Raw genomic sequence first — 26,665 nt, forward strand, 5'->3', positions numbered from 1 at the left:
TTGATCAGACCTTCCTTAGATTTCATGTTCGGTTTCCATCAGGGTTTCATACCAGCGTTCGACCAGGCGATTCATGGATTCGTAGGCACCCTGGGTGGGCAGCGGAGCATCTGTATGCAATGCGGCCTGCACCCGCTCCATGATGTCCACGTCTTCGCCCACCACCGTTTTGCTGCCGTGCATTTGTGCCAGTAACACCTGGCCGGAAAACCCATAAGGCCGCTTCTTGCGTGCGCTGAACCAATGGACTTCCAAGTCGGTCCTGTCCGGCGCGACCGGGACGTGGTGTTCCAGCGTGAAGGAGTAGCCGCCGTTCGCACTTGCGATATGCAAGTTCGGGAAAGCCAACCAGTTGAAGTAGGCGTCCTGCTTGCCCCAGCGTTCGACTTTATCGTACCAGCCAAAGTCTCTAAGGTCGGGGATGGATGCCTCCGCCCCACCGAAGCTGAAGCGGCGCATTTCGCGTCTCAGGGACGCCGGCGATGTGTCTTGCAAGGGTTCGATGGACTCCTTTGCCTGTTCTTCGCTTACTTGGGGAACGAAGCTGACACTCTTGGCCAGGGTCTTAGGATGGACGAAGCGCGGGTGATTGGCATCGCGAAGGTTTTCGTAAGCGAGCTTCCAGTTGTAACGCCCATGCCATGTCGTCACCATGACCTCACTGTCATAAGCGTTGGAACTGCTTTCCAGCAAGGCGATGAAGTCTGCCGAAAACTGCTCCTCGATTGGCATCGGGTTAGGATCTAGGTTGACAAACAGTACGTTGCCAATAGCGTGCAGTGAGAATTCGCGCAGCTTGAGGTTGTTCTTTTCATTATCGTCGATGCGATAGATCGCGCCACAGTCCGGGATGTTCCTGACACGGCCTCGTTCGTCGTAACTCCAAGCGTGGTAAGGGCACACCAACGGGCGGCAGCCAATAGCATCGGCCTGGATTAGCGCGCTACGGTGGAGGCAAACGTTCTCGAACGCGCGAATTTCACCGTGGAAGTTCTGGATGACCACGGGGATGCCTGCGATCTTGCGTGTGACAAAACAATTGTGATCCTTCAGCAGCGTTTTAAGCCCTGCGAACAACCACACCTTGCGGAAGATCTTGCGCTGCTCGCGATCAAAGATTTCCTGCGACAAGTAATAGTTGGGGTGCATCCTGGATCGCATGGATCAGTCCATCGTCATGTTCTTGTGGAATACGATCTTGGCCGGATTGCCGAACACGGTGGCGCCCGCCGGCACATCCTTCAGCACGACTGCACCGGTGCCCACGACAGCGTGCTCACCCACCTTGATACCGGGCACCAGGGTGGCACGCGGGTGCACGACTGCGAAGTCGCCTATCTGCACGCCGCCGCCCATGAAAACCTGTGCGCCCACATGAGCATAATTGCCAATGCGTACATCGTGTCCAATCACCGACCAAGTGAGCAGATTTGCAAAATCCCCGATCCACACATCGGGCCCAACGTGGACCTGGTTGCCGAGAAAGCAACCTGTGCCTAGACGTACGCGGCGACTGAGGTGCGCCTCGGTGCAGATCGGGATGAACGAGGCCCCCTTCGCAAGCAGCGGTTGAATGTACTTCCGCCGTTCCAATGGGTCGCCTTGCGCGCAGACAAAGGCCTCGTTGCCACGCGGCACGTATGTCAAAGGGTCGCCGACGATGGGTACCCCAGTATCGAAACCATCGAGAATATGCTTGCGGCTGTCCAGGAATCCGGTGACTTCCCATTCCTTGCCATGTGCAATATCGCCTTGCATTTGCTCAAGGACCTCGCGGCCCCAACCGCCCGCGCCGACGATGAGCACGGAATAGGTCACAGGACAGCCCCACCGTCCATTACCAAACTGGTCCCGGTTACCCAGCGGCTGGCATCGGACAACAGATAGATTGCAGCGTTCGCCACGTCCTCCGGGGTGCCTAATCCGAGCGGATGGCGTTTTCGCTGTGCTTCTAGATGGGTTGCGTCCCAGATGGGCGTCGCCACTGCAGAGGGAGACATGCCATTGACCCGAATCTTGCGTTTGGCCTGCTCCATGGACAGGCAACGGATGATGCCGAGCAGGGCTGACTTCATGGCCGAATATGGTCCTACCCCGGGTGTGCCGATATGGGCCGCAGTGGACAGCATGAAGACGATGGAGCTTTGAGGCGCAAGAGCGTTGGCCTGCAACAGCCGCTGGGTGAGCATGACAGGGGCGAGGAAATTGACTGCATAGACATCGGTCATGAGCTTTTCGGTCACCTGCCTGATGGGGCTCAAGCGCTGCCTGCCAGCGCAGTGCACCAAGCCATCTAGGCTGGAAATGCCCTGTACCAGTCGTTCACGGCCTTCGGCTTCGGTCAGGTCGGCCAGCACCTGGAGATGCCCTTGCCCCTCCAGCAGATTGTAGGTTTCCTGAAGGCGATCTGCGTCGCGTCCGGTAATCACCAAGCACGCCCCGCGTCGCGCGCAGGAAACGGCAATTTGCCTGCCGATGCCCGATGAAGCGCCTGTGACCAAAATGGTCTTGCCCTCCAGTGAAAAAGCGCGTTGCGCCGCGTTACTCATGCGTAGATGTCCATCGGTACAGAAAAACCGCCATCAAGAATGAAGTGGTTGCGCGTGATCCAGCGGCTGGCATCGGATAGATAGAACACTGCTGCATAAGCCACGTCTTCCGGCTCGCCCATGCCAAGTGGCGTCAATTCAAACAGGCTGTCCATATTGCCGCCGCTTCCCTGCAAGCCATCCAGCAGCGGAGTGCGTACGTAGCCCGGTGCGATGCAGTTGGCGCGCATGCCTTGCTTGGCTACTTCCATACCCAGCGAGCGCATCATGCCCAGCAGGGCGCTTTTGCTAGCAGCGTATGCGCTGCTCGCCAGCGGCCCGATATGTGAAGCAATTGAGGCAATGAATAGCAGGGATCCGCCCGGCGCGATCTGCTTCTTCGCCAACAGGCCTCGCGTCAGTAGCATGGGTGCGTAGGTGTTGCTTGCAAATGTCTCGTCCAGGTGCGCGTGACCGATCATTCGAAAGGGGGTCAGCTTGGACATGCCAGCTGCGTGTGCCAATCCATTGATGATGCCGCTTGCACCAACGACCCGGTCAATGCCTTCCTGTTGCGCCAAGTCCGCTACCACTTGCGTGTCGCCTTGGCCTTCCAGTTGGTTGAATGTGTCTTGCAACCGCGCGGTATTGCGCCCGGTGATGACGACGCACGCCCCCATCTGTGAGCAGGTGATGGCAATTTGTCGACCGATACCCGATGAAGCACCAGTCACCAGGATGCGCTTGCCTTCCAGGGAAAACGGATCGCGCTCGGCGTTCATGCTTCGATCAGTGCCGGAAAGGCTGCATTTTCGACGTCCACGATGGCTGTGCCCCAGGACAGGCCAATGCCGAAGCCGGCAAGCAACAGGCGGTGCCTGGCCTTGATCAGCGTGTCGTTCAGACGGACGGTCATGGTGATGGGCAGGGAAGCGCCACTGGTATTACCGAAGTCTCGCAGGGTTGACGGCACTTTCTCAGCAGGCAGCGCCAACTTCTTGCGGATGGTTTCGTTGATCATTTTGTTGGCCTGATGGAAAACGAAGAAATCAACGCTGTCCTTAGCAGCACCGGAATACTCAAGCAATCTTTCCACCGCTGGAGGCACTCGTTGGGTCGAGAAGCTCAATACGGCCGGGCCATCCAGAATGAGTTCACCTGGCCAGTGCAGCACACCGTTTTCGTCACGTGTGGGAGAGATATGCTGAGGTCCATAAGGCTCACGGTGTCCACCTATGGGCAACATGATGGCCCTGTAGCCGCTACCATCGCTGTTCAAGTCGAAATGCATGGGTGGCGCATTCTTGTCGAACTCCAGCGCCGTGGCGGTGCCCGCGTCGGAGAACAATGGGTCCAGAAGTGTGGCGGAGCGGTCGCCGACCAGCAGAAGCGCTTTCTTGATGGTGCCCGCCGCAATCATGCTGCCCACCAGGTGCAGGCCAAAGGGATAGCCGGAGCAGCCGAGATTGACATCGAAGGCGATGGCGGTCTGTGGCAATTGCAGCCGGTGCTGCATGATGATGGCCGTGGCTGGGATGGGGTAGTCGGGTGATTGCGTCACGACAATCAGTGCATCGATTTCTTCCTTGTCCCATTGCAGCTCTGCAAGCAGCTTTTCCGTGGCGATGAGCGCAAGATCGGAAAACGTCTGCCAGCTTGGGCAAATGCGACGAAACTCGATGCCGATGTTACGCACCAGGCGCTCGCGTTCCGAGCGCATCTTCGGCGGGCAATCGGTCAGGTTGGAAATGATCCGCTTGGGCACGCAACTCGCCATGCCCGCAAAGCGGACATTACTAAGAGTGGACAGTCCCATAAGCTTTACCCCAGCAGTTTGTAGAGATCGTTTAGGGTGACGCAGTTCTTGAGATCGTCGCCGGTAATGACCTTTCCGTAATCCACGTCGAACATGACGATTACTCCCAACGCTGAGAGCGAATCCCACTCAGGCAAGTCGGCCAGGGCGGTGTCCATGGTGACCTCCACCGGCTCCTGGAAGTCGGTGGCGGAGAGGAAGTTCTCGATAAATGTTGCCTGGGTCATGCGAGCTCGCCTGGGTGCCTGTTGTAGAGATGTGAGGTTGAAATGCAGGTGTAGCGTTGTACGGTCATGTCGCCTGTTGGCCGGCAATGAGATCGGCGATGGTATCGACCTGATCGCGACTCAAGCCAGGAAAAATCGGCAGGCACAACACCTGCGCCGCCACTGAGCGCGCCACCGGCAACCATGCCGGCGCCGACGAGGGCAGAGCACGGTACATCGGGAAGTCGCTGATCAACGGATAGAAATAGCGCCGCACCAGAATGCCGTGCTCGCGCATCAATTGGTACAGCGCATCGCGCGACAGCGGGTAGTCGTCCTGCACCAGTACCGGGAAATATGCGTAATTGGCGCGGGAATGAGCGGGCCGCGCAACGCAGCGGATGCCGCGCACATCGCTCAACCGTTGGCGGTATTGCGCATCGATGGCGCTGCGCTGGGCGATGGCGTCGTCGATGTGCTGTAGCTGTAGCAGGCCGAACGCCGCGCTGATCTCGTTCATCTTGCCGTTGATGCCCGGTGCCACCACCGTGGTTTCGTCGACGAAGCCGAAGTTCTTCAGATGCCCGATGCGCTGGTAGCTCCTTTCGTCGGGACAGACAATCGCGCCGCCTTCGAAGGTGTTGAAGACCTTGGTCGCATGGAAGCTCAACACGCTCAGGTCGCCATGGCGCAGTATCGAGCCGCCGTCATCGCGCACACCGAAGGCATGCGCAGCGTCGTAGATGACCTTGAGGTTGTAGATGTCGGCAATACGCGTGATGGCTGTCGTATCGCAGGCAGTGCCGTAGCAATGCACCGGCATGATCGCGGTGGTCTGCGGGGTGATGGCCGCTTCGATCTTCGAAGGGTCCATGTTGAGCGTCACCGGGTCGATGTCCACGAACACCGGGGTGATGCTTTTCCACAACAGCGAATGCGCCGTGGCAACGAACGAGTAGGGCGTGGTGATCACTTCACCGGTGATGCGCAGCGCCTGCAACGCGGTGATCAGGGCGGTGGTGCCGTTGGTCAGCAATGCCAGGTGCGGCACCCCCAGGTACTCGCACAGTGCGCGTTCGAGTGCATGGTGCATCTCGCCACCGTTGCTGACGATGCGGCTGCTCCAGATCCGCTCCAGATAGGGCAGAAATTCTTCCAGCGGCGGCAACAGCGGACTGGTGACGGGGATGGGCATCAATGCCTCGGCAGGTGCTGGTGAAGGTCGGGATTCCGTCGCAGCCGGCAGCTGCGAACGGAGTGATCCTGCTGAAGCAAGCGCTATGCCGGCGAGCGGAACCTGCGCGTGTGCGGGCTCAGTTGGCCAGCTCGGTCTGCTCGCGATCGATGCCGTACTTGCGCAGCTTCTCCACCAACGTGGTGCGGCGCAGGCCCAGCAGCTGAGCGGCATGCGCCACCACGCCCTGCGTACGTTCCAATGCTTCGTTGATCAACGCCAACTCGATGTTGGCCATATGCCCACGCAGATCGATGCCGTCGTCCGGCAGGCTGGACGTCGCGACCGGTTCGGCATCGGCGGTCTTTGGTTGCAGCGTCACCACATTGCTCGGCAGTGCGCTGACCTCAACCGGTGCGGCCACCAACTCCGGCTCCGGCGGCAGCTCGACCGGAATGGCCGAAGCGAAGTCGCCGCGATAACGCGCCGGCAGATCCTGCACCCGCACCAGCCCGCCGGGATGCAGCACCGCCAGGCGCTCGACCAGGTTGGTCAGCTCGCGCACATTGCCCGGCCAATCGTAGCTGCGCAGCGCCTGCAGGGCCTCGTCGGCAAAGCGCACTTCGCCGCGACCGGTGCGTGCCAGCTGGCCTGCAATGGTCTGCACCAGCATGGCCAGATCGTCCACACGCTCGCGCAGTGCCGGCATTTCGATCGGAAACACATTGAGGCGATAGAACAGGTCCTCGCGGAACTGGCCATCGCTGATGCGCGATTCCAGATTGCGGTGGGTCGCGGCGATCACGCGCACGTTGCAGCGGATGGTCTGCCCGCCGCCAACGCGCTCGAAGCTGCGCTCCTGCAGCACGCGCAGCAGCTTGACCTGCATCGGCAGGCTCATGTCGCCAATTTCGTCCAGCAGCAGCGTTCCGCCTTCGGCCATCTCGAAGCGACCCTTGCGGGTGGTCAGCGCACCGGTGAAGGCGCCTTTTTCGTGGCCGAACAATTCGCTTTCCAGCAGATCCGGCGGGATCGCGCCGCAATTAATCGCCACAAACGGCCCGTCGCGCCGCGGCGAGTGCTGGTGGATGGCGCGTGCGACCACTTCCTTGCCGGTACCGGATTCGCCCAGCACCAGCACAGTGGTGTCGAACGCAGCCACCTGGTCGATCAGCCGGCGCAGGCGGGTCACCGCTTCGCTGTTGCCGGTTGGGCCGGAGTCCTGCTGCACACCGGCCTGATGCTCGGCGTCCAGCCGTTTGAGGCTTGCGCGGCGCAGCAACGCTTCCAGCTGCGCATGACGCAGGGGGGTGTCCAACGCCCATACATTGGCTTCGTGCAGGCCGTGGGTCTGCGCAAACGCGCTCGGGCTGCCCTCCATCAGCAACACCGGTGGCGGCAGCTTGGCATCGGCCAGCCAGTCGAAGAATTTGTCGGCCTGCGCAGCGTCCTGCGCCGAGCCCACCATCACCGCCATCCACTCATCGTGGCGGTGACGGCCAGGATTGATGTCGGCGCCGTCGGTGACCCAGCGGGGGTTGAAGTCCATGAACTCGAGCAGCGAGACGGTGCGCTCGGCGCGCACGGCGTCACTGTCGATCAACAGAATGCGGGACTCACTCATTCCTGGCTCCTTCCGTCAGGCCCTCCAGGATTGGCATGACTTCCTGGATATAGGACAGCTTGCTGACAAAATTGTCAGCACCCGCGCGAAGAGCGTGTTCACGATGCTCGGCATCATCGAAGTGGCTCGCGATGACAATATACGGCGGATCGTCCTGCGTCTTGATCAGACGCGTGGCCTGCAGCCCGCCCATCTCCGGCATGGCCAGGTCCATCAGCACGACATTGGGGCGCAGCGACTCAGAGCGCTCGATCGCTTCCAGCCCATTGGCGGCACTGCCCACGATATTGAGCCAGTCGACCTTGCGAAAATGACGCATCGCAGCGTTGATGAAGCCCTCGTGGTCGTCGACCAGCAGCACGGTGAGTTTGCTCATAGTAGTCCTTATCCTGCCCGGGCAAGCAGCGGTTTGGTGGTGCGGCGGCGCTCGCGTGCCGGTGCGATATCAAGTTGTTCGCGGTACTTGGCCACGGTGCGGCGCGCAATGTTAACGCCTTGCCGCGACAGCAATCCGGCAATGGCCTCGTCGGCCAGCGGCCGCCCGGCCGGCTCGCTTTCGATCAGGCGACGCACCATCGCCTTGACGGCCTGGCCGGAGACGCTGGCGCCTTCCAGCCGCACGGCGAAGAAGTGCTTGAGCTCGAAGGTGCCGCGTGGGGTCTGGATGTACTTGCCGGTGGTGATGCGCGAAATGGTCGATTCGTGCATGCCGATCTCGTCGGCGATTTCCTTCAGCGTCAGCGGTGCCATGGCTTCTTCGCCACGCGCCAGGAAGGCGGCCTGGCGTTCGACGATGGCGCGCGTCGCGCGCAGCAGGGTCTCATAGCGCATCGACAGCCCGCGGGTCAGCCAGCGCGCTTCCTGCAGCATGTCGCGCAACGGCTGCGCGGCCTCGCCGGCATCGGCCAGCGCGCGTTCGTGCACCGGGTTGATGCTGACGCGATGGGTGGTGGCCGGGTTGAGTGCGACGCGCCAGCTGTCATCGGCATGCCAGGCGAGCACATCCGGGATCACGCTGGCATTGCTTTCCTGCAGCAGGTCGTCGCCCGGGCGCGGTTGCAGCGACAGGATCAGCCGTACCGCTTCGCGCGCATCGTCCACTTCGGCATCGTGTGCGCGCGCCAGCACCGTGTAGTCGTGCGCGGCAAGCAGCTCCAGATCGCCGTCGAGGATGCGCGCAGCCAGATGGCGTGCCGGCACGCGGCCGGGCAGGGCGCTCAACTGGGCCTGCAGACACTCGCGCAGATCGCAGGCCGCCAGACCGGCCGGGTCGCCGTGCAGCAACCGCTGCCGGATCGCTTCCACCGCCGGCACGGTCATACCCAGACGGGTGGCGCCCAGCTGTTGCAGCGTCGACAGCGCTTCGGTCAGGTAACCGGCGTCGTCGGTCTGTTCCAGCCAGAACGCAGCGGCCCCCAACGCCGCCTCGTCCAGGTCCAGCGCCAGCTCGCGCAGGATGCGCACATGCGGGTCGGTCGACTCGCCGGCGGCCACGCGCTGCATGCGATCGTCGTCCCCATCGTTCCAACTGCTGCCCTGCACGTCCCACATCGTGCTTTCCGGCAGCTCGTCGAACGCGGCGATATCGCTGGCGCCATCGTTGTTGGTGGCGGCCTCGTCCCCGTTATCGGCCAGCTCTTCCAACTCCAGCAACGGATTGGTTTCCAGGGCGCGACGGATTTCCAGTTCCAACTGCATGCCGTCCAACTGCAACAGACGGATCGACTGCAGCAACTGCGGGGTGAGGTGCAGTTGCTGGCCAAGCTGGGCGGAAATGGTCGTCTTCATGGAAGCGCTTCCGATGGGCGCTGCACACAGCAGCGATGGAATGCATCTTGCAGGACAACGCGACGGGTTTCTAATCAGGGAGTCGGGTGAGGCGGCTCATGATTTTCCCGACAGCCTGTCGGGAACTTCCTGACGTTGCGGGCGGGCTCAAGCATGCCCGCCGGAATCCCGTCACTGTTTTAACCGTCGCTGGCCCACGCGTGCCCGGCGGGAGCGTCAGACCAACTCGTTGTGATGTTTGGCGGCCAGCAGCACCAGATCGTTGGCGCGACGGCACCCGAGCGATTCCATCATGCGGGCGCGGTGGGTTTCCACGGTCTTGACGCTGATGCCCAAATCGGCAGCGATTTCCTTGTTGCTCTGGCCGCGGCCGATTTCACGCAGGATCTCGCGCTGACGCGGCGACAGCGCGGCGATGCCGACCGGCTTTTCGCGGCCCAGCATCGGCGCAATCATCTTGGACGAGATCTGCGGGCTCAGGAACACCTGGCCAGCGGCGGCGGCGCGCAACGCCAGTTCCAGTTCCAGTGGCGCGGCGTCCTTGACCACGAAGCCGACGGCGCCGCGATCGAGCGCGTCGCGCACATGCACCGGGTCGTCGTGCATGGACATCATCACCACGTGCGTGCGCGGCGCAGCGCGCAGCACGTCGGTCATGGCATCCAGGCCGCTGCGGCCGGGCAAAGACAGGTCCATCAGCACCAGATCGGGCCGGTGCAGGGACGTCATGTCCAGGGCTTGTTGCGCGTTGCTGGCTTCGCCCACGACATCGATGCCGGCGAAGGTTTGCAGCAGCCTGGACAGGCCGGCACGGACAAGGGTGTGATCGTCGACGATGATGACTCGCACGGCGCAGAAGAGACCTTTTTCAGTAAAGGGCACCTTAGCTGACCCGGCGCCCCGCGCCAACCATCGGATCAACGCTGGCGGCGGGCGTCGGCGATCTGACGGCGGTGCAAGCGAAACAGGTGGCGTTCCAGGGCGTCCTGCAGTCCCGGGGCGAGCGGTGCAAATCGCAGCCACAACCAGACATCATGGCCATCGCTCGCGTTCGCCAGCACGGTGGCAGGAAGCTGTACAAGTTCAGGAAGCCAGTCGGACGGCTGCAGGCAAACGCTGCCGGTTGTGCCCGGTGGGTGGCTGGTTGCGCAACTCAGGCGGATGCCGCGTACCGACCAATGCACCATGCCCTGGCTCAGGCCGCTGTCGCCCTGGCGCACCAGGCGGCCGATCAGCGCCAGCATCAAATCCAGCTTGGCGTCCATGCGCTGCACCAGCAGCGGCAGTTCGCCGCGGTCTTCGCCGGTTTCCTCGCTACGCAGGTCTTCGACCTGGCCGAGACTGCGCAACAGGGTTTCTGCGGCGCTGTGCGCGCCTGCCTCGCTCCCGGCGCGGAAGCCGGCCGGTAACTGCAATTGGCAACCGAGCGTGTCGGCAAACAGCTCGGCATCGGCGGATGGCGCGAGTGTGCCGAGCGCGCTCATCAGATCCGTCCGACCCGCGCGTAGGCGCGGCTGGCCGAGGATGAGGTGCGCTGTGCGCGGATCAGCTCCAGCAGCTTGCGCTGCCGCTCGCGCATCATCCGCATCAAGTCCTGATGCATGGTGAGCAAGGCCTGCAGCGCGTCGCGGTCCTGCTGGATGTCCACCTGCTGCGCGTATTCGCGCAGGTGCAGGTCGTGCTTGTCCAGCATTTGCGGCATCGCCTCGAATTCCTCTTGCGCCATGGCCAGGCGGAGGTCGGCGATTTCTGCTTGAAGGCTTTGCACCCTATGCATGGCAGGACTCAGGAAACGGCGGAAAGGCCGCGTTGTTCGAGGGGGATGGAGTTCCACGCCGAGTCGATTTCGCTGAGCAACCCCAGCGCTTCGGTCAACGCGGTCTCATCGTTGTGCAGGTTGGCTGCGGTCAGCCGCTGCATCACGTAGTCGTACAGGGCCGAAAGGTTACCAGCGATCTCGCCACCGGCTTCGTGATCGAGCGAGCCGTTCAAATGACCGACGATCGCGCAGGCCTCGCCGATGGCCTTGCCCTTGCGCGCCTGGTCGCCCTGCGCCAGGCAGGCCTGGGCCAGACGAATGCGCTGGCAAGCACCGGCAAACAGCAGCGAGACCAGCTTGTGCGGATCGGCTTCGGTCACGCTGGTGGCCACGCCGACCTTGCGGTATTGCTCGGCATACTGACGATTGGAACCGTACATGGATGACTCCTCAATGGGCTGACCTTCGCTTGTCCCGGAGCGCTGCGCTCCTGCGACGACGCTCCTGCCGGAAGGCAAGGCCAACATCACGATAGGCTTTACCTGTATCGGCAATACCCTGACAGGACTTGAGGATCGTCATCACGGAAATCAGCCTGTCAGCAGGCCACTGAGCGAGCTGGTGCTGCCTTGCAACTTGCTGATCATGGCGTCCATCGCGGCGAACTGCGCGGTGTATTGGTCGCTGAGTTTTTCCATACGCGCATCGAGATCATCCAGGTCCGATTCGTAGCCCTTGATGGTCTTGTTCAAGCTATCCGAGCGCAGGGTGAGCGTGCCGTTGGTGGCGTTGACGTTGCTGTCCAGTAGCTTGGTCAGGTTGCCGCTGAACTTGCCGTCCTTGCCGAACACCTCGGCCGCGGCGCCACCGTCCGACGCGATCGCGGTGTCGAACTTGGCGCCGTCGAAACTCATCACGCCATCCTTGTCGATGGTCAGGCCCAGGGCCTTGAGTTCGTTGACGTTGCCACTGACCTGGCCGCGCAGCTGTTGTTGCAGGCTGCGCACCAGCGAATCGCCGGTCAACGCCGAAGCGGTCCTGGTGGTGGCGTCGTAACTGCTGCTCTTGGCCAGCAGCGTGTTGGCGGTGTTGTAGGCCGCGGCGAACGCGGTGAGGTTGCCCTTGAGGCCGCTGGTATCTGCGGCCACGCCCAGAGTGAACTTGGTGCCTTCAGCGGCCTTGGTCAGCGTGAGCACCACGCCGGGCACGATGTCGCTGACGGTATTGGAGCTGGACGTGCGCTCGAAGCCGTCCACGCGTACCCGCGCGTCGGCGGCGGCGACGGTCTGGTTCAGCCCGCCGGTGACGCCGGGGCCGTAGGTCAGGCTGCTCAGGCTGGGGTCGCTGGCGCTGATGGTCAGTGCGCCCTTGGTGCCGGAATCGACCGCATTGAAGACCAGGTGCTGGCCATCGTTGGCGGTGACCACGCTGGCAGTCACGCCCTTGCCGCCGGCAGCCTTGTTGATGGCCGCGGCGATGTCGGTGAGCTTGTCGGTGCCGCTGATGTCCACGGTGACGCTCTGATCGCCATAGCCGATCGTCAGCGTGCCGCTGCCCACCGTGGCATCGGCAGTGAATGCACCGGAGGCAAGTTTCTGCGAGGTCGCCAGCGAGACCACTTCCACCGAATAGTTGCCCGGCGCCGCCGAATTGGTGGTGGTGGCAGTGAAGCCGGCATCGGTTGGCACCGTAGCCTTGTAGGCGTTTGTGTCGGCGCTGCTGATCACCTTGTCCAGCGCAGACTTGAGCGTGGTCATGCTGCTTTTGATCTGGCTGATCGCCGACAACTGCGTGGTTGCGGCGGTACCGGCCTTGTTGATGCGTGCCTGCTCGGGGTCTCTCTGCCGGGACACCAGGGTGGACACCACGGTAGGGATGTCCAATCCGGAGGCGGAAGTGCTGATCACCGATGCCATGTTGCATTCCTCGTCTGGGCGCCCGAAACAGACGGACGCATGGGATTACGTGACGGGTATCGGCCGCATCCGCGAGGACTTTAGCGGCAGCGATGGGGCACGCGCACGACAGCTATCGATGCAATTTTCATGCCTGTCGATTCGGCGGCGCGCGTCAATGAGAGCGGCTAACAAAACGTAGCGAGCAGTCGTCAGGTGTGTGTGGACGGCGCGCTCAGAACCGCAGTGTACAAGTGGTACATGCCGATTCCGAGCACCGGCCGCGCCCGCCTGGCGGCTGCGCAGTAGTTTTGTTAGCCGCTCTAAATCGTCCAGGCTGGCGTGGCCGGGCTGCGGCCACAAAAAAGCCCCTCCGAAGAGGGGCTTTGGACTTGCTGTGGCGCGTTGCCGCATTGCTGCGGCAGGCAACTGCCAGTTACTGCAGCAGGCTCAGCACGTTCTGCGGAACCGACTTGGCCTGGGCCAGCATCGCGGTACCGGCCTGCTGCAGGATCTGCGTGCGGGTCAGTTCGGCGGTGGTTTTGGCGTAGTCGGTATCGGCGATCCGGCTGCGCGAGGCCGACAGGTTCTCCGAGGTTGCGCTCAGGTTGGCGATGGTGGAGGTGAAGCGGTTCTGCACCGCACCCATGTCGGCGCGCGAGGAGTTGACCGTGGTCAGCGCCTTGTCGACGATTTCCAGGGCCTTCTGAGCGCCCGAGAACGTGGAAATATCCAGGCTGCCCAAGGTCGAAGCGGTGGAGCCGGAAGCGGCCGACGCGGTGGTGATGCCGGCGCCGACGGTGATGCCAGCGGCGCTGGAGGTGCCAGCCGACAGCGAGGTGAAGTCCTGGCCAGCCTTCAGCGATTCGATCTGCACCGAGCCGTCGCTCTTGATCGAGGCGTACATACCGGTCTGGTCGAGCTTGTCGTTGATCGCCGAGGCAACCTTCTTGTTGACGTCGGCAGCGCTGTCGCCGGCGGCGACCTTGACATCAGCGATGGTGATGCTCTTGGCCGAACCGCTGGCGTCCTTGAACGACAGGCTGATGCCGCTGACCGAACCAGAAGCGGTGGCGGTGCCGGTGACGCCAGCGCCGGAAACGGCGGCGGCGAAGTTGGCCTTGCCCAGCGTATCGATGTTGGCGTCGGCGATGCTATTGATGCCGATGGTCTGGCCGGCATCGGCGCCCACCTGGAACAGCGCGCCGGAGAACGAGCCGTCCAGCAGCTTGGTGCCGTTGAAGCTGGTCTGATTGGCGACGCGGTCGATTTCACTGGTCAGCTGCTTGACTTCGGAGTTCAGCGCCTCGCGGTCGGTGGACGAGTTGGTGGCATTTGCCGACTGCACCGACAACTCGCGGATACGCTGCAGGTTGTTGCCGATTTCCTGCATCGCGCCTTCGGCGGTCTGGGACAGCGAGATGCCGTCGTTGGCATTGCGCGAGGCAACGTCCAGGCCGCGGATCTGGGTGGTGAAGCGCTCGGCGATTGCGCCGCCGGCTGCGTCTACGGCAAAGCTGGTGATGCGCTTGCCCGACGACAGCTGCTGGATGCTCAGCGCCAAGCTGGAGCTGTTGGTGTTGAGGTTACGCTGAGCGTTCAGCGACATTACGTTGGTGTTGATTACCTGTGCCATTTTGATTTCTCCTAAGCGATTTTTCCGGCAAGGGGGACTTGCCTGGAGCCTCCGCAGGGGGGCCATCAAGTTGGCCGTTGCCGCTGCTGAGATGAATAACGGCGTTGCGTCGGGAACCTTTAGCGAAATTCAGTATTTTTTACTGTCTTTCTGCGTCGGGACGAAATACGTAAGCGTTGTGTATCAAGGGGTTTGGCTTATTCGGCAGCCCCCCGCCAATCTTTAGTGCTGGTATAACTCTTCGAAAAAACAAACTTCGTCCGCCTGCGCAGGTGCTCACGTGCAGGAGCGAAGAAACCCAGGTTTTCCGCGGCAAAATCAGCGAATGATGTTGAACAACGACGACGACTGCATCTGCTGAAAAATCGTTTGAGCGGCCTGCAACGAGGCCTTCTCGAGTTGGTATTGCCCAATCGCAGAGGCGTAGTCCAGGTCGCGGATCGACGACAGGCTGGTCTTGAGCGTGACTTCGTTGGATTCGAGCAAGGAGTTGGCATTGTCGATGGCCGACAACTGCGCGCCGCCGGAGGCGCGCGCATCGATCATCTTCGAGGACGCCTGCGTGATGTTGCGCATCGACGACTGCAGCGTGTTGATCATCGCTGTCTTCTGCGCCGGGGTCAGCGTGTCGGAATTGAGCGCGCCGACCAGGTCGCCGATGGTGGAGAACACGTCCTTGGTGCCGGAGGCGCCAATCTGGAAACTGTCGCCCACCGCCGGTGCGCCGCTGATGCGCATGCGCACCCCGGCGGCGTTGATGTCTTCGCCCTCTTTGTAGGTGCCGGTGCCCACCACCGTATTGGTGCTGTCGCGCACTTCATAGGTATTGGCGGCGGTGAACTGCACGCTGTAACTTCCACCGTTCCAGCTGCCGGTGCTGGCATCGCGGCTGAAATCCAGCAGCAGCCCGGTTCCGGTGTTGGCGGCGTTGGCGTGCGCATCCACGGTGCCGTCGCCGGTGCGGATGCGCATGAAGATTTCGCTGCCGGGCAGGGTGTCGCTGACGAAGGTGTCCGGCGCCACTTCGACCTGCTTCTGGGTCTGGTCGCCGTTGTAGGTGACCCCGCCATTGCTCTTGATGAAGGGCGCGCTGCCGTCGGCGGCGCCGCCGAACAGATAGCGCCCGGTGCCGTCGGTGCTGTTGGCCAGGCTCACCATGCTGTCGCGCAGCGCCGTCAGTTCCGAGGCGATCGCCTTGCGGTCGTCGGGGCTGAGCGAAGAATTGCTGGCCTGCACCGCCAATTCGGTGACGCGCGCCATTTTGTCGCCGGCTTGCGAGAGCGCGGTTTCCTGCAGCCCAAGCCGGTTCTGCACGTTGTTGGCGTTTTCGCCGAAGCGCGTGATCGCCGCCAGGGCACGGTCCAGGCCGACCGCCGTGCCTGCAGCCACCGGGTCGTCCTTGGCGGTGACCAGGCGCTGCCCGCTGGAGAGCTGCGATTCGAGTTGGTTCAGCCGCGACTGCTTGGCGCCCATTGAGGCGACCGACTGGCTGTACATCATGCTGGTGGAGATACGGTCGGTCATCAGCGTACGGCACCCAGGATGGCTTGGAAGACGGTGTCGGCGGTGGAGATCATCTGTGCGGCGGCCTGGTAGGCCTGCTGCAGCTTCAGCATGTTGGCGGCTTCCTCATCGAGGTTGACGCCGGAAATCGAATCGCGGCTGGCCTGCGCCTGGTCGTTGATGACCTTTTGCGCATCGACCGAATAGCTGGCCGCACGCGCTGCCGAACCGACCGAGGTGGTCAGGCCGGAGAGCGCGCCATTGAGGGTGACCGTGCCACCGCTGAGCGCCTTGGCATCGTCGATGTTGGCCAGCAATTTGGCATTGCCGTTGTCGCTGGAGCCGGCGCCCATCGGGCCGACGCCGAAGGTGTCGCCGGCCTTGGGTGCGCCGTCCAGCGCGAAGCTCCAGCCGTTGGCGCTGATGGTCTGGCCGGCGGTGTAGGCGAACGGGCCGGCGCCATCGATGGTGTACTGGTTGGCGTCGATGAACGCGATCGACGAGGGGGTCAGCAGCGCGGGATTCTGCGCATTGGTGACCTTGACGTCGCTGATCTTGCCGGTGCCCAGGTTGGAGACCGTGGCAGTGGCCTTGACCGGAGTGGCCGCGGCGATGCGCGAGGGATCGGTAATGGCCACCGACAAGCTGCCAGCCAGCCCGGCGGTGGGCTGCAGCAGGAACTTGTCGCCGCTGGCCGGCGTGCCGCCCACCACCATGCTGACGCCATTGAGCACCAGCGGGTCGGCGGCGGTGCCGGTACCGGTCATCGGCATGGCAGAGCCGGTACTGGCGTTGATGGCCTTCCAGTTGGTGCCGTCGAAGCTGAGCGTGACGTTCTGGCCGTCCACGGCACTCACGTTGCCGAAACTGGCGCTCAGCGATGCGCTGCCGGTATTGCTCGGATTGGCGGCAACGGTGGGCGAACCGATATTGAAGAAGTTGCCACCCATCGCGCCATACAAGTCCATCCCCTGGCTGTGGCCGGCATTGAAGGCGCTGGCCATGCCCACGGCCAGGCGGCCGAGCTCGGCCTGGGTCGGCTCGAGCACGCTGCTGCGGAATTCCAGCAGACCGCCGATCTGGCCACCCAGCGAACTGGCGCTGAGGCTGACGTTCTGGCCTTGGGTCTGCAGCGCCACCTGCAGCTTGGTCGGCTGATACGGGTCGGCAACGGTGGTGAGTTTGGAAGAGGTGGTACCAACCACCAGCGGCTGGCCGCCGGCGGTGAAAACGTTCATGAAGCCGCCATCCTGGATTACCGCAGTACCGCCGGTAAAACCGACCAGCTTGCTCACCAGCGCATCGCGCTGATCCAGCATGTCCGGCGCTGCCGCCTGGGCACTGCTACCGATGGTGCCGTTGAGCTTGGCGATCTGCTGCGTCAAGCGGTTGACTTCGTCCACCGAGGAGGTCAACCCGCTGTTGACTTCGTTGCTCAGGCTGTCCATCTGCCCGTTGAGCTGCTTGAAGCGCGTCGCCAGCGAATTGCCGCTGTCGAGCATGCTCTGGCGCTCGGCGGTGGAGGAGGCGTTGGACGACACCGCGCTGGTGGAATCGAAGAAATTCGACCACAGCCCGGCCACGTTGGTGGCGGTGTTGGAGTACAGCGCGTCGACGCGGTTGGACAGCGATGACAGCTGCTGCAGGCGCGAGAGTTCGCCGCCGCTGTCGAGCAGGCGCGAGATGGCCAGCTGGTCGGCCACCCGGCCCACATCGGTGATCTTGGCGCCATTGCCCACGAACCCGTAGCCCATGTCGGTGGGCGTGCGCGTTGCAAATTCCACACGTTGGCGGCTATAGCCTTCGGTATTGATGTTGGCGACGTTATGGCTAACGGTCGACAACGCCTGTTGGAAGGCGATGAGCGCGCTGGTCCCGGTGGACATGATGGACATGGGCGTTTACCTCAGCGACGGATGGTGCCGAACCCGGCCGGCTCGGCGGTACTGGCATAGCGGTTGGACAGATCGGCCGCCGCGTTGCCGATGGCGGCCACCGCACGGTCGATGGTCGGGCCGTTGGCGATCGCCGCGATCTTTGCCGCATAGCCCGGATCGGTGGCGTACCCGGCTTGTTGCAAGCCGCGTGCAAAACCCTTGATATCGGTGCCGGCCTGCAGCGCGGTCTGGTAACGGCTGTTGTTCTTCAGTAGCCGCACGTAGTCGGCAAAGCTCTCCTCGGCCGAGCCATAGGCGCGGAAATCGGCGGTTTCGGTGGTTTTGACGCCGTTGACGTATTCGTGGGTGCCGGTGGTGACCTTGGCGCCGCTCCAGCCGGTGGCCTTGATGCCGAACAGGTTGTTGGAGTCGCCACCGTTGCCGATGCCGCGACGGCCCCAACCGGTTTCCAATGCGGCCTGGGCCACCAGCGCGCGCGGGTCCACGCCCAGTTCGCGCGCGGCCTTCTGCGCATGCGTCCAGATCTTGGCGACAAAGCCTTCCGGCGTGCGCTCGCCCAGGCTGGCAGCGGCGCTGCTGGCGGCACTTGCATTGACCGCAGCATTGGCATCGGCGGCATCGCTGGCGGCCACATCGGCCCAGCGATCGTTGGCCGACGGCCAGCTCAGCGCTGCCGCATCGTCGCTGCCGGATTCGCCACCGCCGGTACGCCCGGCAATCAGATCCAGCACCTGGCTCATGCCGATGCCGCTCAAGTTGCCTGCGCCCAGGGCCGCCTTGGCCACGCTGCTGGTCGTGATGCCGGTGGCCGCGCCATCGCGGGCGGGCAGCGGCAACGAGGCATCGCGCTTGCCGGCAACCAGGGCATACGCCTTGGCCGCTTCGGCGGTGTTCAACGAGGTGTTCAAGGCCGGACCGCCAGTGTTGCCATTGAGCTGCTTGGAGATCATTGCCGACAAACCCAGCCCCTTGCCATTGGTCAGCGCCTTGGCCATCTGCTGGTCGTACATTTCGCGGAACATCTGGTTTTGGCCCGGAAACATCGGGTCGCCGGCGCTGGCATCGCGCATGCTCTTGACCAGCATCTGCGCGAACTGACCTTCGAGCTGACGTGAGACCTTGTCGATCTTTGCCGGATCGGCCTTGGTGCTCGGGTTGAGATCAATGGGCGAGGCTGCGATACGCATGTCAGATCACCTCCAGCTCCGCGGTGAGCGCACCGGCTTGCTTGAGCGCTTCCAGGATGGCCACCAGGTCGCCGGGCGCGGCGCCCACTTCGTTGACCGCACGTACGATCTGATCGAGCGTGGTGCCGCCTTCGAACTTGAACATGCGGCTGCCTTCGGAGGTGGCCGTGATCGTCGATTGCTGGGTCACCGCGGTGCGGCCGCCACTGAAGGCGCCCGGCTGGCTGACGTTGGTGTTTTCGCTGATGGTGACGGTCAGCGAGCCATGCGCGATCGCAGCCGGCATCACCCGCACCAGCTGGCCGATGACCACGGTGCCGGTCCGTGCATTGACCACCACCTTAGCCGGTGCATCGCCAGGGGAGAGTTCGACGTTTTCCAGCCGCGACAACAGGCCGATCCGCGCACCCGGATCGGTCGGCGAGCGCACCGCCACGGTCACGCCGTCGACCGCACGCGCGGTGCCGGCGCCGAAGCTGCTGTCGATCGCCGCGACCATGCGCGAGACGGTGGTGAAATCGTTCTGATGCAGGTTGAGGGTGATCTCGCCGGTGCCGGCGAACACGTCCGGCAACGCACGTTCGACGGTGGCGCCGTTGGGAATGCGGCCGACGCTGGGCACATTGACCGAGACGCGCGAGCCGTCCTTGCCCTGTGCACCGAAACCGCCGACCACCAGGTTGCCCTGGGCCATTGCATACACCTGGCCATCGGCGCCTTTCAGCGGTGCCATCAGCAGCGAGCCGCCGCGCAGCGAGACGGCGTTGGCGATCGAGGAGACGGTGATGTCGATCGGCTGGCCGGGCTTGGCGAACGGCGGCAATTCGGCATGGATGGCCACGGCCGCGACGTTTTTCAGCTGCGGGTTGACGTTCGCCGGAACATTGACGCCCAGTTCGCCAAGCAGGTTTTTCAGGCTCTGCACGGTAAAGGGCGCCTGGCTGGTGCGGTCGCCGCTGCCGTCCAGGCCAACCACCAGGCCGTAGCCGACCAGCGCGTTGCCGCGCACGCCGCCGACCTGGGCGAGATCCTTGATGCGCTCGGCGCTGGCCGGCGCGGCAATCGCGCACAGCGCGACGGCGGCAGCCAGCAGACGGAAGGGCAGGGAAGACAGGTTCATGGTCGCAGGCTCAGTAGGGCGACAGACGGGAATTGAAGAAGCGGCTCAGCCAGCCCATCGCATTGGACTGTGCAATCGCGCCGCGGCCGCCGTAGGCGATGCGGGCGTCGGCCACCTTGCTGGAGGGCACGGTGTTGTCCGGGGCGATGTCGGCGGCGCGCACGATGCCTTGCACCTGCACCAGTTCGTCGCCCTGGGTCAGGCGCAGGTTCTTCTGCCCCTGGATCACCAGGTTGCCGTTGGGCAGGCGTTGCATCACGGTGACGGTGACGCTGCCCTGCATGCGGTTGCTCTGCGCGGTGTTGCCCTTGCCGGCAAAGCTGCGGTCGCCGCTGGTGCTGTTCTCAAGCACGTTCAAGCCACCGACGGTGAGCGGCGCGCCCAGCAAGGTCGGCGCGGCCATGGTGGTGGCGTCTTTCTTGCTGATGCTGGTGTTGGCGGTGGACGAGGCGGTGGTGCTTTCGACCAGGTTCACCGTCAGCAGATCGCCGACATCGCGGGCACGGCGGTCGCCATACAGGTTCAGGCCGGGGCCGGCGGCATAGATCGCGCCGGCCGTCGGTTGCGCCACCGGTGCCACCACCGGCACGATCGGCGCCATTTCGGCGAACGGACGCACATCGCCGGCGGCCACGCAGCCACCCAGCAGCGCGCTGCAGGCAGTGGCGAGGCACAGGCGGGAGAGAGAAGGCAGGCGTGACATGGCGTTGATTCCTGAGAGGGCGAGGAGCGGCGAGCCGATCAGACGTTGTTGTTCAAGTAACCGAGCATCGAGTCGGTGGTGGAGATGGCCTTGGCATTCATTTCGTAGGCGCGTTGCGTCTCGATCATGCTCACCAGCTCTTCCACCGTATTGACGTTGCTGCCTTCCAGCGCGCCCTGCACGGTGGTACCCAGGCCGTTGAGGCCGGGGGTGCCGTTTTGTGCGGGGCCCGAAGCGGTGGTTTCGACGAACAGGTTTTCGCCCTTGGCCTGCAGGCCCGAGGGGTTGATGAAGTCGGTCAACGTCAGTGCGCCGATTTCCTGCGCGGCGGCCTGGCCGGCGAGGGTGACGCTGATGGTGCCGTCGTTGCCGATGGTCAGCGACTGCGCGCCTTCCGGCACCTGGATCCCCGGCTGCAGCGGGTAGCCGCTGTTGGTGACCAGTTCGCCCTGGGCGTTGATCTGGAAGGTGCCGTCGCGGGTGTAGGCCGAGGTGCCATCGGGCATCTGCACTTCGAAGAAACCGCGACCATTGACCATCACGTCCAGCGCGCGGCCGGTCTGCTGCTGGCTGCCTTGGTCGAACCCCTTGAAGGTGGACACCACGCGCACGCCGGTCCCCAGTTGCAGGCCGGTCGGCAGCTGCGTCTGCGCGGAGGTCGAGCCGCCGGGCGCACGCACCTGTTGGTACAACAGGTCTTCGAACGCGGCACGGTCGCGTTTGAAGCCGGTGGTATTGGTATTGGCCAGGTTGTTGGAAATGACCGACATGCGCGTCTGCTGCGCATCCAGTCCGGTTTTGGCGACCCACAAAGCCTGATTCATGACCCGATTCCTCGTTAGACCCGGGGATGTGTTCCGGGTACGGGTGGGTATATGCACGTGGCGTGCCAAAGCGGTGTCGGATTTCTGCCGGGTGTGCGCCGTATCACGCCGCCTGGGTGCGCGACGACCTACTCAGGGCAGGAGGGGCGGCGGCAGGCAAGTCGCCAAGCCGCCGGCGGTTGCGTTTGCGTGGCTGATCACCTCGTGGTCGGTTGCCGGTTAGTGCAGCTGATCACTTGGCGCGAACTCGTTTGATTGCAGGCGTTGCAGGCTCGTTGGCCACGTGTCGGCGTCAGAATCCAGGGCAGAAGCTGAGTCGGTCGAGGGCGCGGTGCCCTCACCGCTCGCGGGACACGCCGTGAACCCGTCCATGGGGGCTCCTTGGCGGCATCCATGCCGCCAAGGGTCCCGCAATCGGTGAGGGCACCGCGCCAGACAGTTGGCTGGTGGTCAACCGGAAGCAAGTCATCGCATGCATCGGGCAGTTTGCTGCTCAGGATTGCTTGCTTGGGCATTGGACATGCGATAGGCGCGATGAAGGGATAAGCGAGTGGCGGTCAACCAGCACGTCGAGCACTGCTTTCGCAAAGACACCGACCATCTTCACTGGTCCTTGCCCGCTCACCCTCCCGGGACCTTACGCGGCATGGATGCCGCGTAAGAGCCTCCATGGACGGATTCACGGCGTGTCCCGGGAGGGTGAGCGGGCAAGGGCCCTCCAGCCAGGTCACGGACTAGCCGCTCTGCAGCCATGCCGCAGACCAGTCACTCTGTAATGAAGCCCCGGATTTTTCGGTATGCCCAATGCGGGCGCCAACCACGCCTTACGGTTGGCGGCGGCGTTAGCAAAAAATTGGCGAGTTGGCCGGCGGCCTGCGCCGCGTTTAGCCACTCACCCGCAGCAGCGAATTGGCCGATTGCGCGTTGTCGTCGCCATTCTTGATGATCTTGACCTGCATTTCGAACTGCCGTTGCAGCTGGATCATTTCCACCAGCGCGCCGGCTGCGTCCACGTTGCTGCCTTCCAGCATGCCGCTGTTGATGGTCTTGCCGGTGGCCACCGCAAATGCCTGTGCCGGGTCGGTGCTGGTGTTGCGCATCAGTCCGTCGGGGCGCCGCGTCAAACGGTCGGCGGGCGCATCCACCACCTTCATCTTGCCGACGATGGCCATGGTCTGCGGGCCTTCGCCCTGCGGAATGATCGAAATACTGCCGTCGCTGCCGATCTCCAACGCCTGGTGCGGCGGGATCGTCATCGGGTTGCCGCCTTCGTCCAGCACCGCATGTCCGTTGGCGGTGACCAGCTGGCCATTGGCGGTGAGCGCCAATTCGCCGTTGCGGGTGTAGGCCTCGCTGCCGTCGGGCGACTGCACCGCCAGCCAGCGGTCCTGCTGCAGCGACACGTCCAGCGGGTTGCCGGTCACCTTCTGATGGCCCTGGCTACGATCGAAGCCCTGGTCCACATGCAGCGCATCGATCCGCGACGGATAGCCCTTGCCCTGGATCTTGAACGCCTCGGTATTGGCCAACGCAGCCTTGAATCCCACCGTATCGACGTTGGCAAGATTGTGCGACACGGTGCTCTGCGCCTGCAGGGAGGCACGGGCACCGGTCATCGCGACGTAGAGGGCTTTATCCATGGGACACCGGGAATCGGGAATGGAGAATCGGGAATCGGGAATCGGGAATCGGGAATCGCAAAAGCGGGTCGCGGGAAGCTGGGAGAGTAGGGTGCAAGGCTGGCATCTAATACACGCGATGCCAGCTCTTACGATTCCCTACTCCCGATTCCCCATTCCCGGCTTTTAACGGATATTGATGATCGTCTGAGTGACCTGATCCTGGGTCGAGATCATCTGCGAGTTGGCCTGGAAGTTGCGCTGGGCCACGATCATGTTCACCAGCTGCTCGGTCAGGTCCACCGTGGAGGCTTCCAGCGAGCCGGATTCGATCTGGCCCAGGTCCGAGGTGTCCGGCGCGCCGGTGCGCGCGGCACCGGAGGTGTAGCTCTCGGCCCACATGTTGTTGCCCTGCGACTGCAGGCCCTGCGGGTTGACGAAGCTGCTCAGCGCGACCTGGCCCAGCGGTTTGTCGGCGCCGTTGGAATAGCGCGCGAACACCACGCCGCTGGTGTCGATGCTGATTTCGTTGAGCTTGCCGCTGGCGTAGCCGTCCTGGCGCGTATCGCGCAGGGCGAAGGCTTCGCCGTACTGGGTGGAGCCAGTGACGTTGAGTTGCATGTTCAGCACGCCCGCGCCGGTGCTCGGGGTGAACGGGTCCATCGCGATGATGCCGTTGGCCGGGGTGGTCAGCGCGCCGGTATCGGAGAACTGCAGGGTGGTCGGGGCGCCGACCGCAGCGCCGTCCACGTAGTTGTAGACCTGCCACTCGTTGGGGTTGGCGGTCTTGACGAAGTAGGAGGTCTGCACATGGCTGACGCCCAGCGAGTCGTAGACATTGATGCCGCCGGTGGAGTGGCTATAGGTCTTGTCGTCGGCCGGGTTGAACGGGGTCACGGTCGGCGCGGTGGCATTGCCCGGCAGGGTAAAGGCCAGGTTGACCGTGGAGGTGGACTTCGGCGGGCTGTCGGTGGTCAGCAACTGCAGGTCCGACAGGCGGCCCACGTCGAAACCATTACCGCTGGGGTTGGGTGCGAATACCTGCAGGCGTGCGCCCTGCGGGTTGACCACATAGCCGTTGGCATCGGTCTGGAAATTACCGGCGCGGGTGTACATCTTGGCGCCGTTGGACGAGACGGTGAAGAAGCCTTCGCCGGAGACCGCCAGGTCCAGGCTGCGCCCGGTCGGGTCGATATTGCCCTGCGAGAACTGCTGGGCCACGTTGCTGACGCGCACGCCCGAACCGACCGCATTGCGCGACAGGCCATAGCTGGTGCTCTGGAACATGTCGGCAAACTCGGCGCGCGATTCCTTGAACCCGGTCGTGTTGACGTTGGCGATGTTGTTGGAGGTGACGTTCAGATCGGCATTGGCTGCGTTGATGCCGGACAACGAGGTATTGAAGCCCATGGATGAGTTCCTTTAGGTATTGGTTGCCGGCTCAGCTGACGCGGAGCACGTTGGCGAGCGGGGAAGTGCCTAGCCCGGTCAGGTTGAGATACAAACCGTCCGAGCCGATCGTGACGCTGTCCACCGGTGCCTGGACATAGGTAGACAACTTGCTTTTGGAGCCGGCGGTGTCGGTCTGGGTGGCAGTCACGCCGTACTTGCCGGCCGCCATGCGATTGCCGTTTGCGTCGGTGCCATCCCAGTCAAACGACACCTCACCGGCAGCGCTGGCCGGCACGCTGATCTGTTTGACGAAGGTGCCGTTGGCGTCGGTGATTTCGAAATTGACGAAACCGGCCGAGGTCGCGGCGACCACGCCCTTGGCCGAGCCGGTGGCATCGATCGCGACCTGCGCCGAGGGCACCAGCACGTTGTGGCCAACCAACGCTGCGCCCTTGAGCACCTGGTCGCTGTTCATCGAGTCGGAGAAGTTGCTGACCTTGGTATTGAGGTCGCCAATGCCCTGCACGGTGGAAAACTGCGCCAATTGCCCGAGAAACGCGCTGTTTTCCATCGGTTTGAGCGGGTCTTGATGCTGCAGCTGTTCGGTCATCAATTTGAGGAAGTCGGCCTGGCCGAGTGCATCCTCTTTCTTGGCGACCGTGCTGCTGGTACTCAGGCCAAGGCTTTTGTAGAGATCGCTGCCGATCGTGCTCATAGGGAGTGTTCCGTTGGTAAGGGTCAGCTAGGAAGGGTCAGCGACCCATGGTGAGGGTCGCGAGCGCCAGTTCCTTGGCGGTATTGAGCATTTCCACGCCTGCCTGGTAATTGCGCGAGGCGGAAATCATGTTGACCATCTGCGAGACCGGGTCCACGTCGGGCGAGAACACATAGCCCTCGGCGTCAGCCAGCGGGTGGCCGGGTTCGTAGCGGCGGATCGGCGGTGCATTGGTGGTGGTGATCTCTTTGACGTTCACCGAGGTCAGGCTGGGGTCCTGCCGGCTTTGCTGGGCCTGGAAGATCGGCTCGATCGGCTTGTAGGTGGCCTCGGCCGAGCCTGCGACCGAATCGGCATTGGCCAGATTGGACGCGATGGTGCTCAGGCGCACCGACTGCGCGTGCAGGGCCGAGCCGGCCACATCGAAGATGGGAAGATTGCTCATGACTTATTGGCCCGTGATCGCGGTGAGCATCGAGCGCACCTTGGATTCGAGGAAGCTCAGCGACGCGCGGTATTCCAGCGCAGCGCGGCCGTAGGCGGCGCGTTCGGCATCGGGATCGACGGTATTGCCGTCAAGGCTGGGCTGATCGGCTTCGCGGGTGAACTGGAAGGGGTTGAGCCCGGCGCCGCCGCCTACTTCGTAATGCTTGGCGTCGGTGGTCTGCAGCAGACCGCCATCCTGCTCGCCCTGCGCCGACTTCAGCGCCGCCTCGAAGTTCAGGTCCTTGGCCTTGTAGCCCGGCGTGTCCACATTGCTCAGATTGCTGGCAATGAGCTTCATGCGCTGCTCGCGCAGCGTCAACGCGTCGCCATGGACGCCGAGGAACGAAGAGAAGGGACTGGACACGGTGCTCTCCCGCGAAGTGTTGCCAGGGAGAAAGCAATGTTTGTGCCAAATCGAGGCCGGGGAGGGGCCGCGCCGGGAGAGCACCCGGAGCAGCAGGAAAACGGGCTGGGCAGGCAGCGATCGCGACGTAGGTCGCCCACGGGAAGCTGCAGGTGTTTAGCTGTGCAACTTGCAGGCCGACCAGACTGTCTGGCAGGAATCAGGACCTAGGGAAGGTCTGATCAACTCACCGCAGATGCGCGACACTATCGCCTTATGTAGAGGATTCATCCATGCAGCTGACGTTCGGTGACGCTGAGGGCTTGGGCAAGCGTAAGCAGACCCGGCGCGAGATCTTTCTTGCCGAGATGGAGCAGGTTGTTCCGTGGCAGCAACTGCTTGCCCTGATCGCGCCGCACTATCCAGTGTCGGGGCGGCCAGGTCGGCAG

General features: G+C 63.3%; 27 protein-coding genes, 1 other RNA gene and 1 pseudogene. 1 reads left to right on the plus strand and 28 read right to left on the minus strand.

Annotated elements, in window-relative coordinates; all coding sequences use genetic code 11:
* Window positions 1-15: 15 nt before the first annotated feature.
* The 28 genes from J7367_RS17715 to flgB all read right to left on the minus strand — a co-directional run bounded on the left by J7367_RS17715 (window position 16) and on the right by flgB (window position 26,237).
* Window positions 16-1,161 carry a Rieske 2Fe-2S domain-containing protein gene (locus tag J7367_RS17715; RefSeq protein WP_057659368.1) on the minus strand — a complete coding sequence of 382 codons (1,146 nt, stop codon included), beginning with the start codon at window positions 1,159-1,161 and terminating at the stop codon, window positions 16-18.
* Between the two features lie 3 nt (window positions 1,162-1,164).
* Window positions 1,165-1,818 carry an acetyltransferase gene (locus tag J7367_RS17720; RefSeq protein WP_017154665.1) on the minus strand — a complete coding sequence of 218 codons (654 nt, stop codon included), beginning with the start codon at window positions 1,816-1,818 and terminating at the stop codon, window positions 1,165-1,167.
* A complete protein-coding gene (locus J7367_RS17725; RefSeq protein ID WP_057659370.1) occupies window positions 1,815-2,549 on the minus strand; it encodes an SDR family oxidoreductase in 735 nt (244 codons plus the stop codon). Before J7367_RS17725 ends, J7367_RS17720 begins: the two co-directional genes overlap by 4 nt.
* The gene (locus J7367_RS17730) at window positions 2,546-3,310 is read right to left on the minus strand and encodes an SDR family oxidoreductase (protein WP_057659372.1); all 765 of its coding nucleotides are present in this window, start codon (window positions 3,308-3,310) and stop codon (window positions 2,546-2,548) included. Before J7367_RS17730 ends, J7367_RS17725 begins: the two co-directional genes overlap by 4 nt.
* Window positions 3,307-4,344, minus strand: coding sequence for a ketoacyl-ACP synthase III (locus J7367_RS17735; protein ID WP_057659374.1), 1,038 nt, complete (start codon window positions 4,342-4,344; stop codon window positions 3,307-3,309). Before J7367_RS17735 ends, J7367_RS17730 begins: the two co-directional genes overlap by 4 nt.
* 5 nt (window positions 4,345-4,349) lie before the next feature.
* The gene (locus J7367_RS17740) at window positions 4,350-4,571 is read right to left on the minus strand and encodes an acyl carrier protein (RefSeq protein WP_003482998.1); all 222 of its coding nucleotides are present in this window, start codon (window positions 4,569-4,571) and stop codon (window positions 4,350-4,352) included.
* A gap of 64 nt (window positions 4,572-4,635) precedes the next feature.
* Window positions 4,636-5,745: a DegT/DnrJ/EryC1/StrS family aminotransferase gene (locus J7367_RS17745; protein ID WP_007962154.1), complete on the minus strand. Its 1,110-nt coding sequence runs from the start codon at window positions 5,743-5,745 to the stop codon at window positions 4,636-4,638.
* Between the two features lie 118 nt (window positions 5,746-5,863).
* Entirely contained in the window at window positions 5,864-7,348 is a 1,485-nt protein-coding gene (locus tag J7367_RS17750; protein ID WP_057659376.1) for a sigma-54 dependent transcriptional regulator, read from the minus strand.
* Window positions 7,341-7,724, minus strand: coding sequence for a response regulator transcription factor (locus J7367_RS17755; RefSeq protein WP_003482992.1), 384 nt, complete (start codon window positions 7,722-7,724; stop codon window positions 7,341-7,343). The genes J7367_RS17750 and J7367_RS17755 overlap by 8 nt, the downstream gene beginning before the upstream one ends.
* An 8-nt stretch (window positions 7,725-7,732) precedes the next feature.
* A complete protein-coding gene (rpoN, locus tag J7367_RS17760; RefSeq protein WP_057659378.1) occupies window positions 7,733-9,136 on the minus strand; it encodes an RNA polymerase factor sigma-54 in 1,404 nt (467 codons plus the stop codon).
* Between the two features lie 216 nt (window positions 9,137-9,352).
* On the minus strand, window positions 9,353-9,985 hold the full coding sequence (locus J7367_RS17765) for a response regulator transcription factor (RefSeq protein WP_003482986.1): 633 nt from the start codon (window positions 9,983-9,985) through the stop codon (window positions 9,353-9,355).
* Window positions 9,986-10,053: 68 nt separating this feature from the next.
* Window positions 10,054-10,620, minus strand: coding sequence for a PilZ domain-containing protein (locus J7367_RS17770; RefSeq protein ID WP_057659381.1), 567 nt, complete (start codon window positions 10,618-10,620; stop codon window positions 10,054-10,056).
* Complete coding sequence (locus J7367_RS17775; RefSeq protein WP_057659382.1) at window positions 10,620-10,913, minus strand: hypothetical protein; 294 nt, start codon at window positions 10,911-10,913, stop codon at window positions 10,620-10,622. Before J7367_RS17775 ends, J7367_RS17770 begins: the two co-directional genes overlap by 1 nt.
* An 8-nt stretch (window positions 10,914-10,921) precedes the next feature.
* Entirely contained in the window at window positions 10,922-11,335 is a 414-nt protein-coding gene (gene fliS, locus J7367_RS17780; protein WP_057659384.1) for a flagellar export chaperone FliS, read from the minus strand.
* Window positions 11,336-11,485: 150 nt separating this feature from the next.
* Window positions 11,486-12,811, minus strand: a complete 1,326-nt coding sequence (gene fliD / locus J7367_RS17785; RefSeq protein WP_057659386.1) for a flagellar filament capping protein FliD — start codon at window positions 12,809-12,811, stop codon at window positions 11,486-11,488.
* 165 nt (window positions 12,812-12,976) lie between these two features.
* A non-coding RNA gene (locus J7367_RS17790) (sX9 sRNA) lies at window positions 12,977-13,053 on the minus strand.
* Window positions 13,054-13,226: 173 nt separating this feature from the next.
* The gene (locus J7367_RS17795; RefSeq protein WP_057659388.1) at window positions 13,227-14,426 is read right to left on the minus strand and encodes a flagellin; all 1,200 of its coding nucleotides are present in this window, start codon (window positions 14,424-14,426) and stop codon (window positions 13,227-13,229) included.
* A gap of 318 nt (window positions 14,427-14,744) precedes the next feature.
* The gene (flgL, locus tag J7367_RS17800) at window positions 14,745-15,950 is read right to left on the minus strand and encodes a flagellar hook-associated protein FlgL (protein ID WP_057659390.1); all 1,206 of its coding nucleotides are present in this window, start codon (window positions 15,948-15,950) and stop codon (window positions 14,745-14,747) included.
* A complete protein-coding gene (gene flgK, locus J7367_RS17805; protein WP_057659392.1) occupies window positions 15,950-17,824 on the minus strand; it encodes a flagellar hook-associated protein FlgK in 1,875 nt (624 codons plus the stop codon). The genes flgL and flgK overlap by 1 nt, the downstream gene beginning before the upstream one ends.
* A gap of 11 nt (window positions 17,825-17,835) precedes the next feature.
* Window positions 17,836-19,014: a flagellar assembly peptidoglycan hydrolase FlgJ gene (locus tag J7367_RS17810; protein WP_057659394.1), complete on the minus strand. Its 1,179-nt coding sequence runs from the start codon at window positions 19,012-19,014 to the stop codon at window positions 17,836-17,838.
* A 1-nt stretch (window position 19,015) separates the two neighbouring features.
* Window positions 19,016-20,134: a flagellar basal body P-ring protein FlgI gene (locus J7367_RS17815; protein WP_007971976.1), complete on the minus strand. Its 1,119-nt coding sequence runs from the start codon at window positions 20,132-20,134 to the stop codon at window positions 19,016-19,018.
* A gap of 10 nt (window positions 20,135-20,144) precedes the next feature.
* Window positions 20,145-20,837 carry a flagellar basal body L-ring protein FlgH gene (gene flgH / locus J7367_RS17820; RefSeq protein ID WP_007971977.1) on the minus strand — a complete coding sequence of 231 codons (693 nt, stop codon included), beginning with the start codon at window positions 20,835-20,837 and terminating at the stop codon, window positions 20,145-20,147.
* A gap of 38 nt (window positions 20,838-20,875) precedes the next feature.
* Window positions 20,876-21,661 carry a flagellar basal-body rod protein FlgG gene (flgG, locus tag J7367_RS17825; RefSeq protein ID WP_003482961.1) on the minus strand — a complete coding sequence of 262 codons (786 nt, stop codon included), beginning with the start codon at window positions 21,659-21,661 and terminating at the stop codon, window positions 20,876-20,878.
* An 884-nt stretch (window positions 21,662-22,545) separates the two neighbouring features.
* The gene (flgF, locus tag J7367_RS17830; protein WP_057659396.1) at window positions 22,546-23,301 is read right to left on the minus strand and encodes a flagellar basal-body rod protein FlgF; all 756 of its coding nucleotides are present in this window, start codon (window positions 23,299-23,301) and stop codon (window positions 22,546-22,548) included.
* Between the two features lie 165 nt (window positions 23,302-23,466).
* Window positions 23,467-24,690, minus strand: a complete 1,224-nt coding sequence (gene flgE, locus J7367_RS17835) for a flagellar hook protein FlgE (protein WP_003482957.1) — start codon at window positions 24,688-24,690, stop codon at window positions 23,467-23,469.
* Between the two features lie 31 nt (window positions 24,691-24,721).
* Window positions 24,722-25,387, minus strand: a complete 666-nt coding sequence (locus J7367_RS17840; protein WP_003482955.1) for a flagellar hook capping FlgD N-terminal domain-containing protein — start codon at window positions 25,385-25,387, stop codon at window positions 24,722-24,724.
* Window positions 25,388-25,424: 37 nt separating this feature from the next.
* Window positions 25,425-25,832: a flagellar basal body rod protein FlgC gene (flgC, locus tag J7367_RS17845; RefSeq protein WP_003482953.1), complete on the minus strand. Its 408-nt coding sequence runs from the start codon at window positions 25,830-25,832 to the stop codon at window positions 25,425-25,427.
* Between the two features lie 3 nt (window positions 25,833-25,835).
* Window positions 25,836-26,237 (minus strand): flagellar basal body rod protein FlgB, encoded by a 402-nt coding sequence (flgB, locus tag J7367_RS17850; RefSeq protein ID WP_003482950.1) that lies wholly within the window; start codon window positions 26,235-26,237, stop codon window positions 25,836-25,838.
* 272 nt (window positions 26,238-26,509) lie between these two features.
* Here flgB and J7367_RS17855 point away from each other — a divergent pair.
* Window positions 26,510-26,665, plus strand: a pseudogene (locus J7367_RS17855) (IS5/IS1182 family transposase); the annotation flags it as partial.

The sequence above is a fragment of the Xanthomonas sp. D-36-1 genome (genome assembly GCF_017746155.1).
Taxonomy (GTDB): Bacteria; Pseudomonadota; Gammaproteobacteria; order Xanthomonadales; family Xanthomonadaceae; genus Xanthomonas; species Xanthomonas cissicola.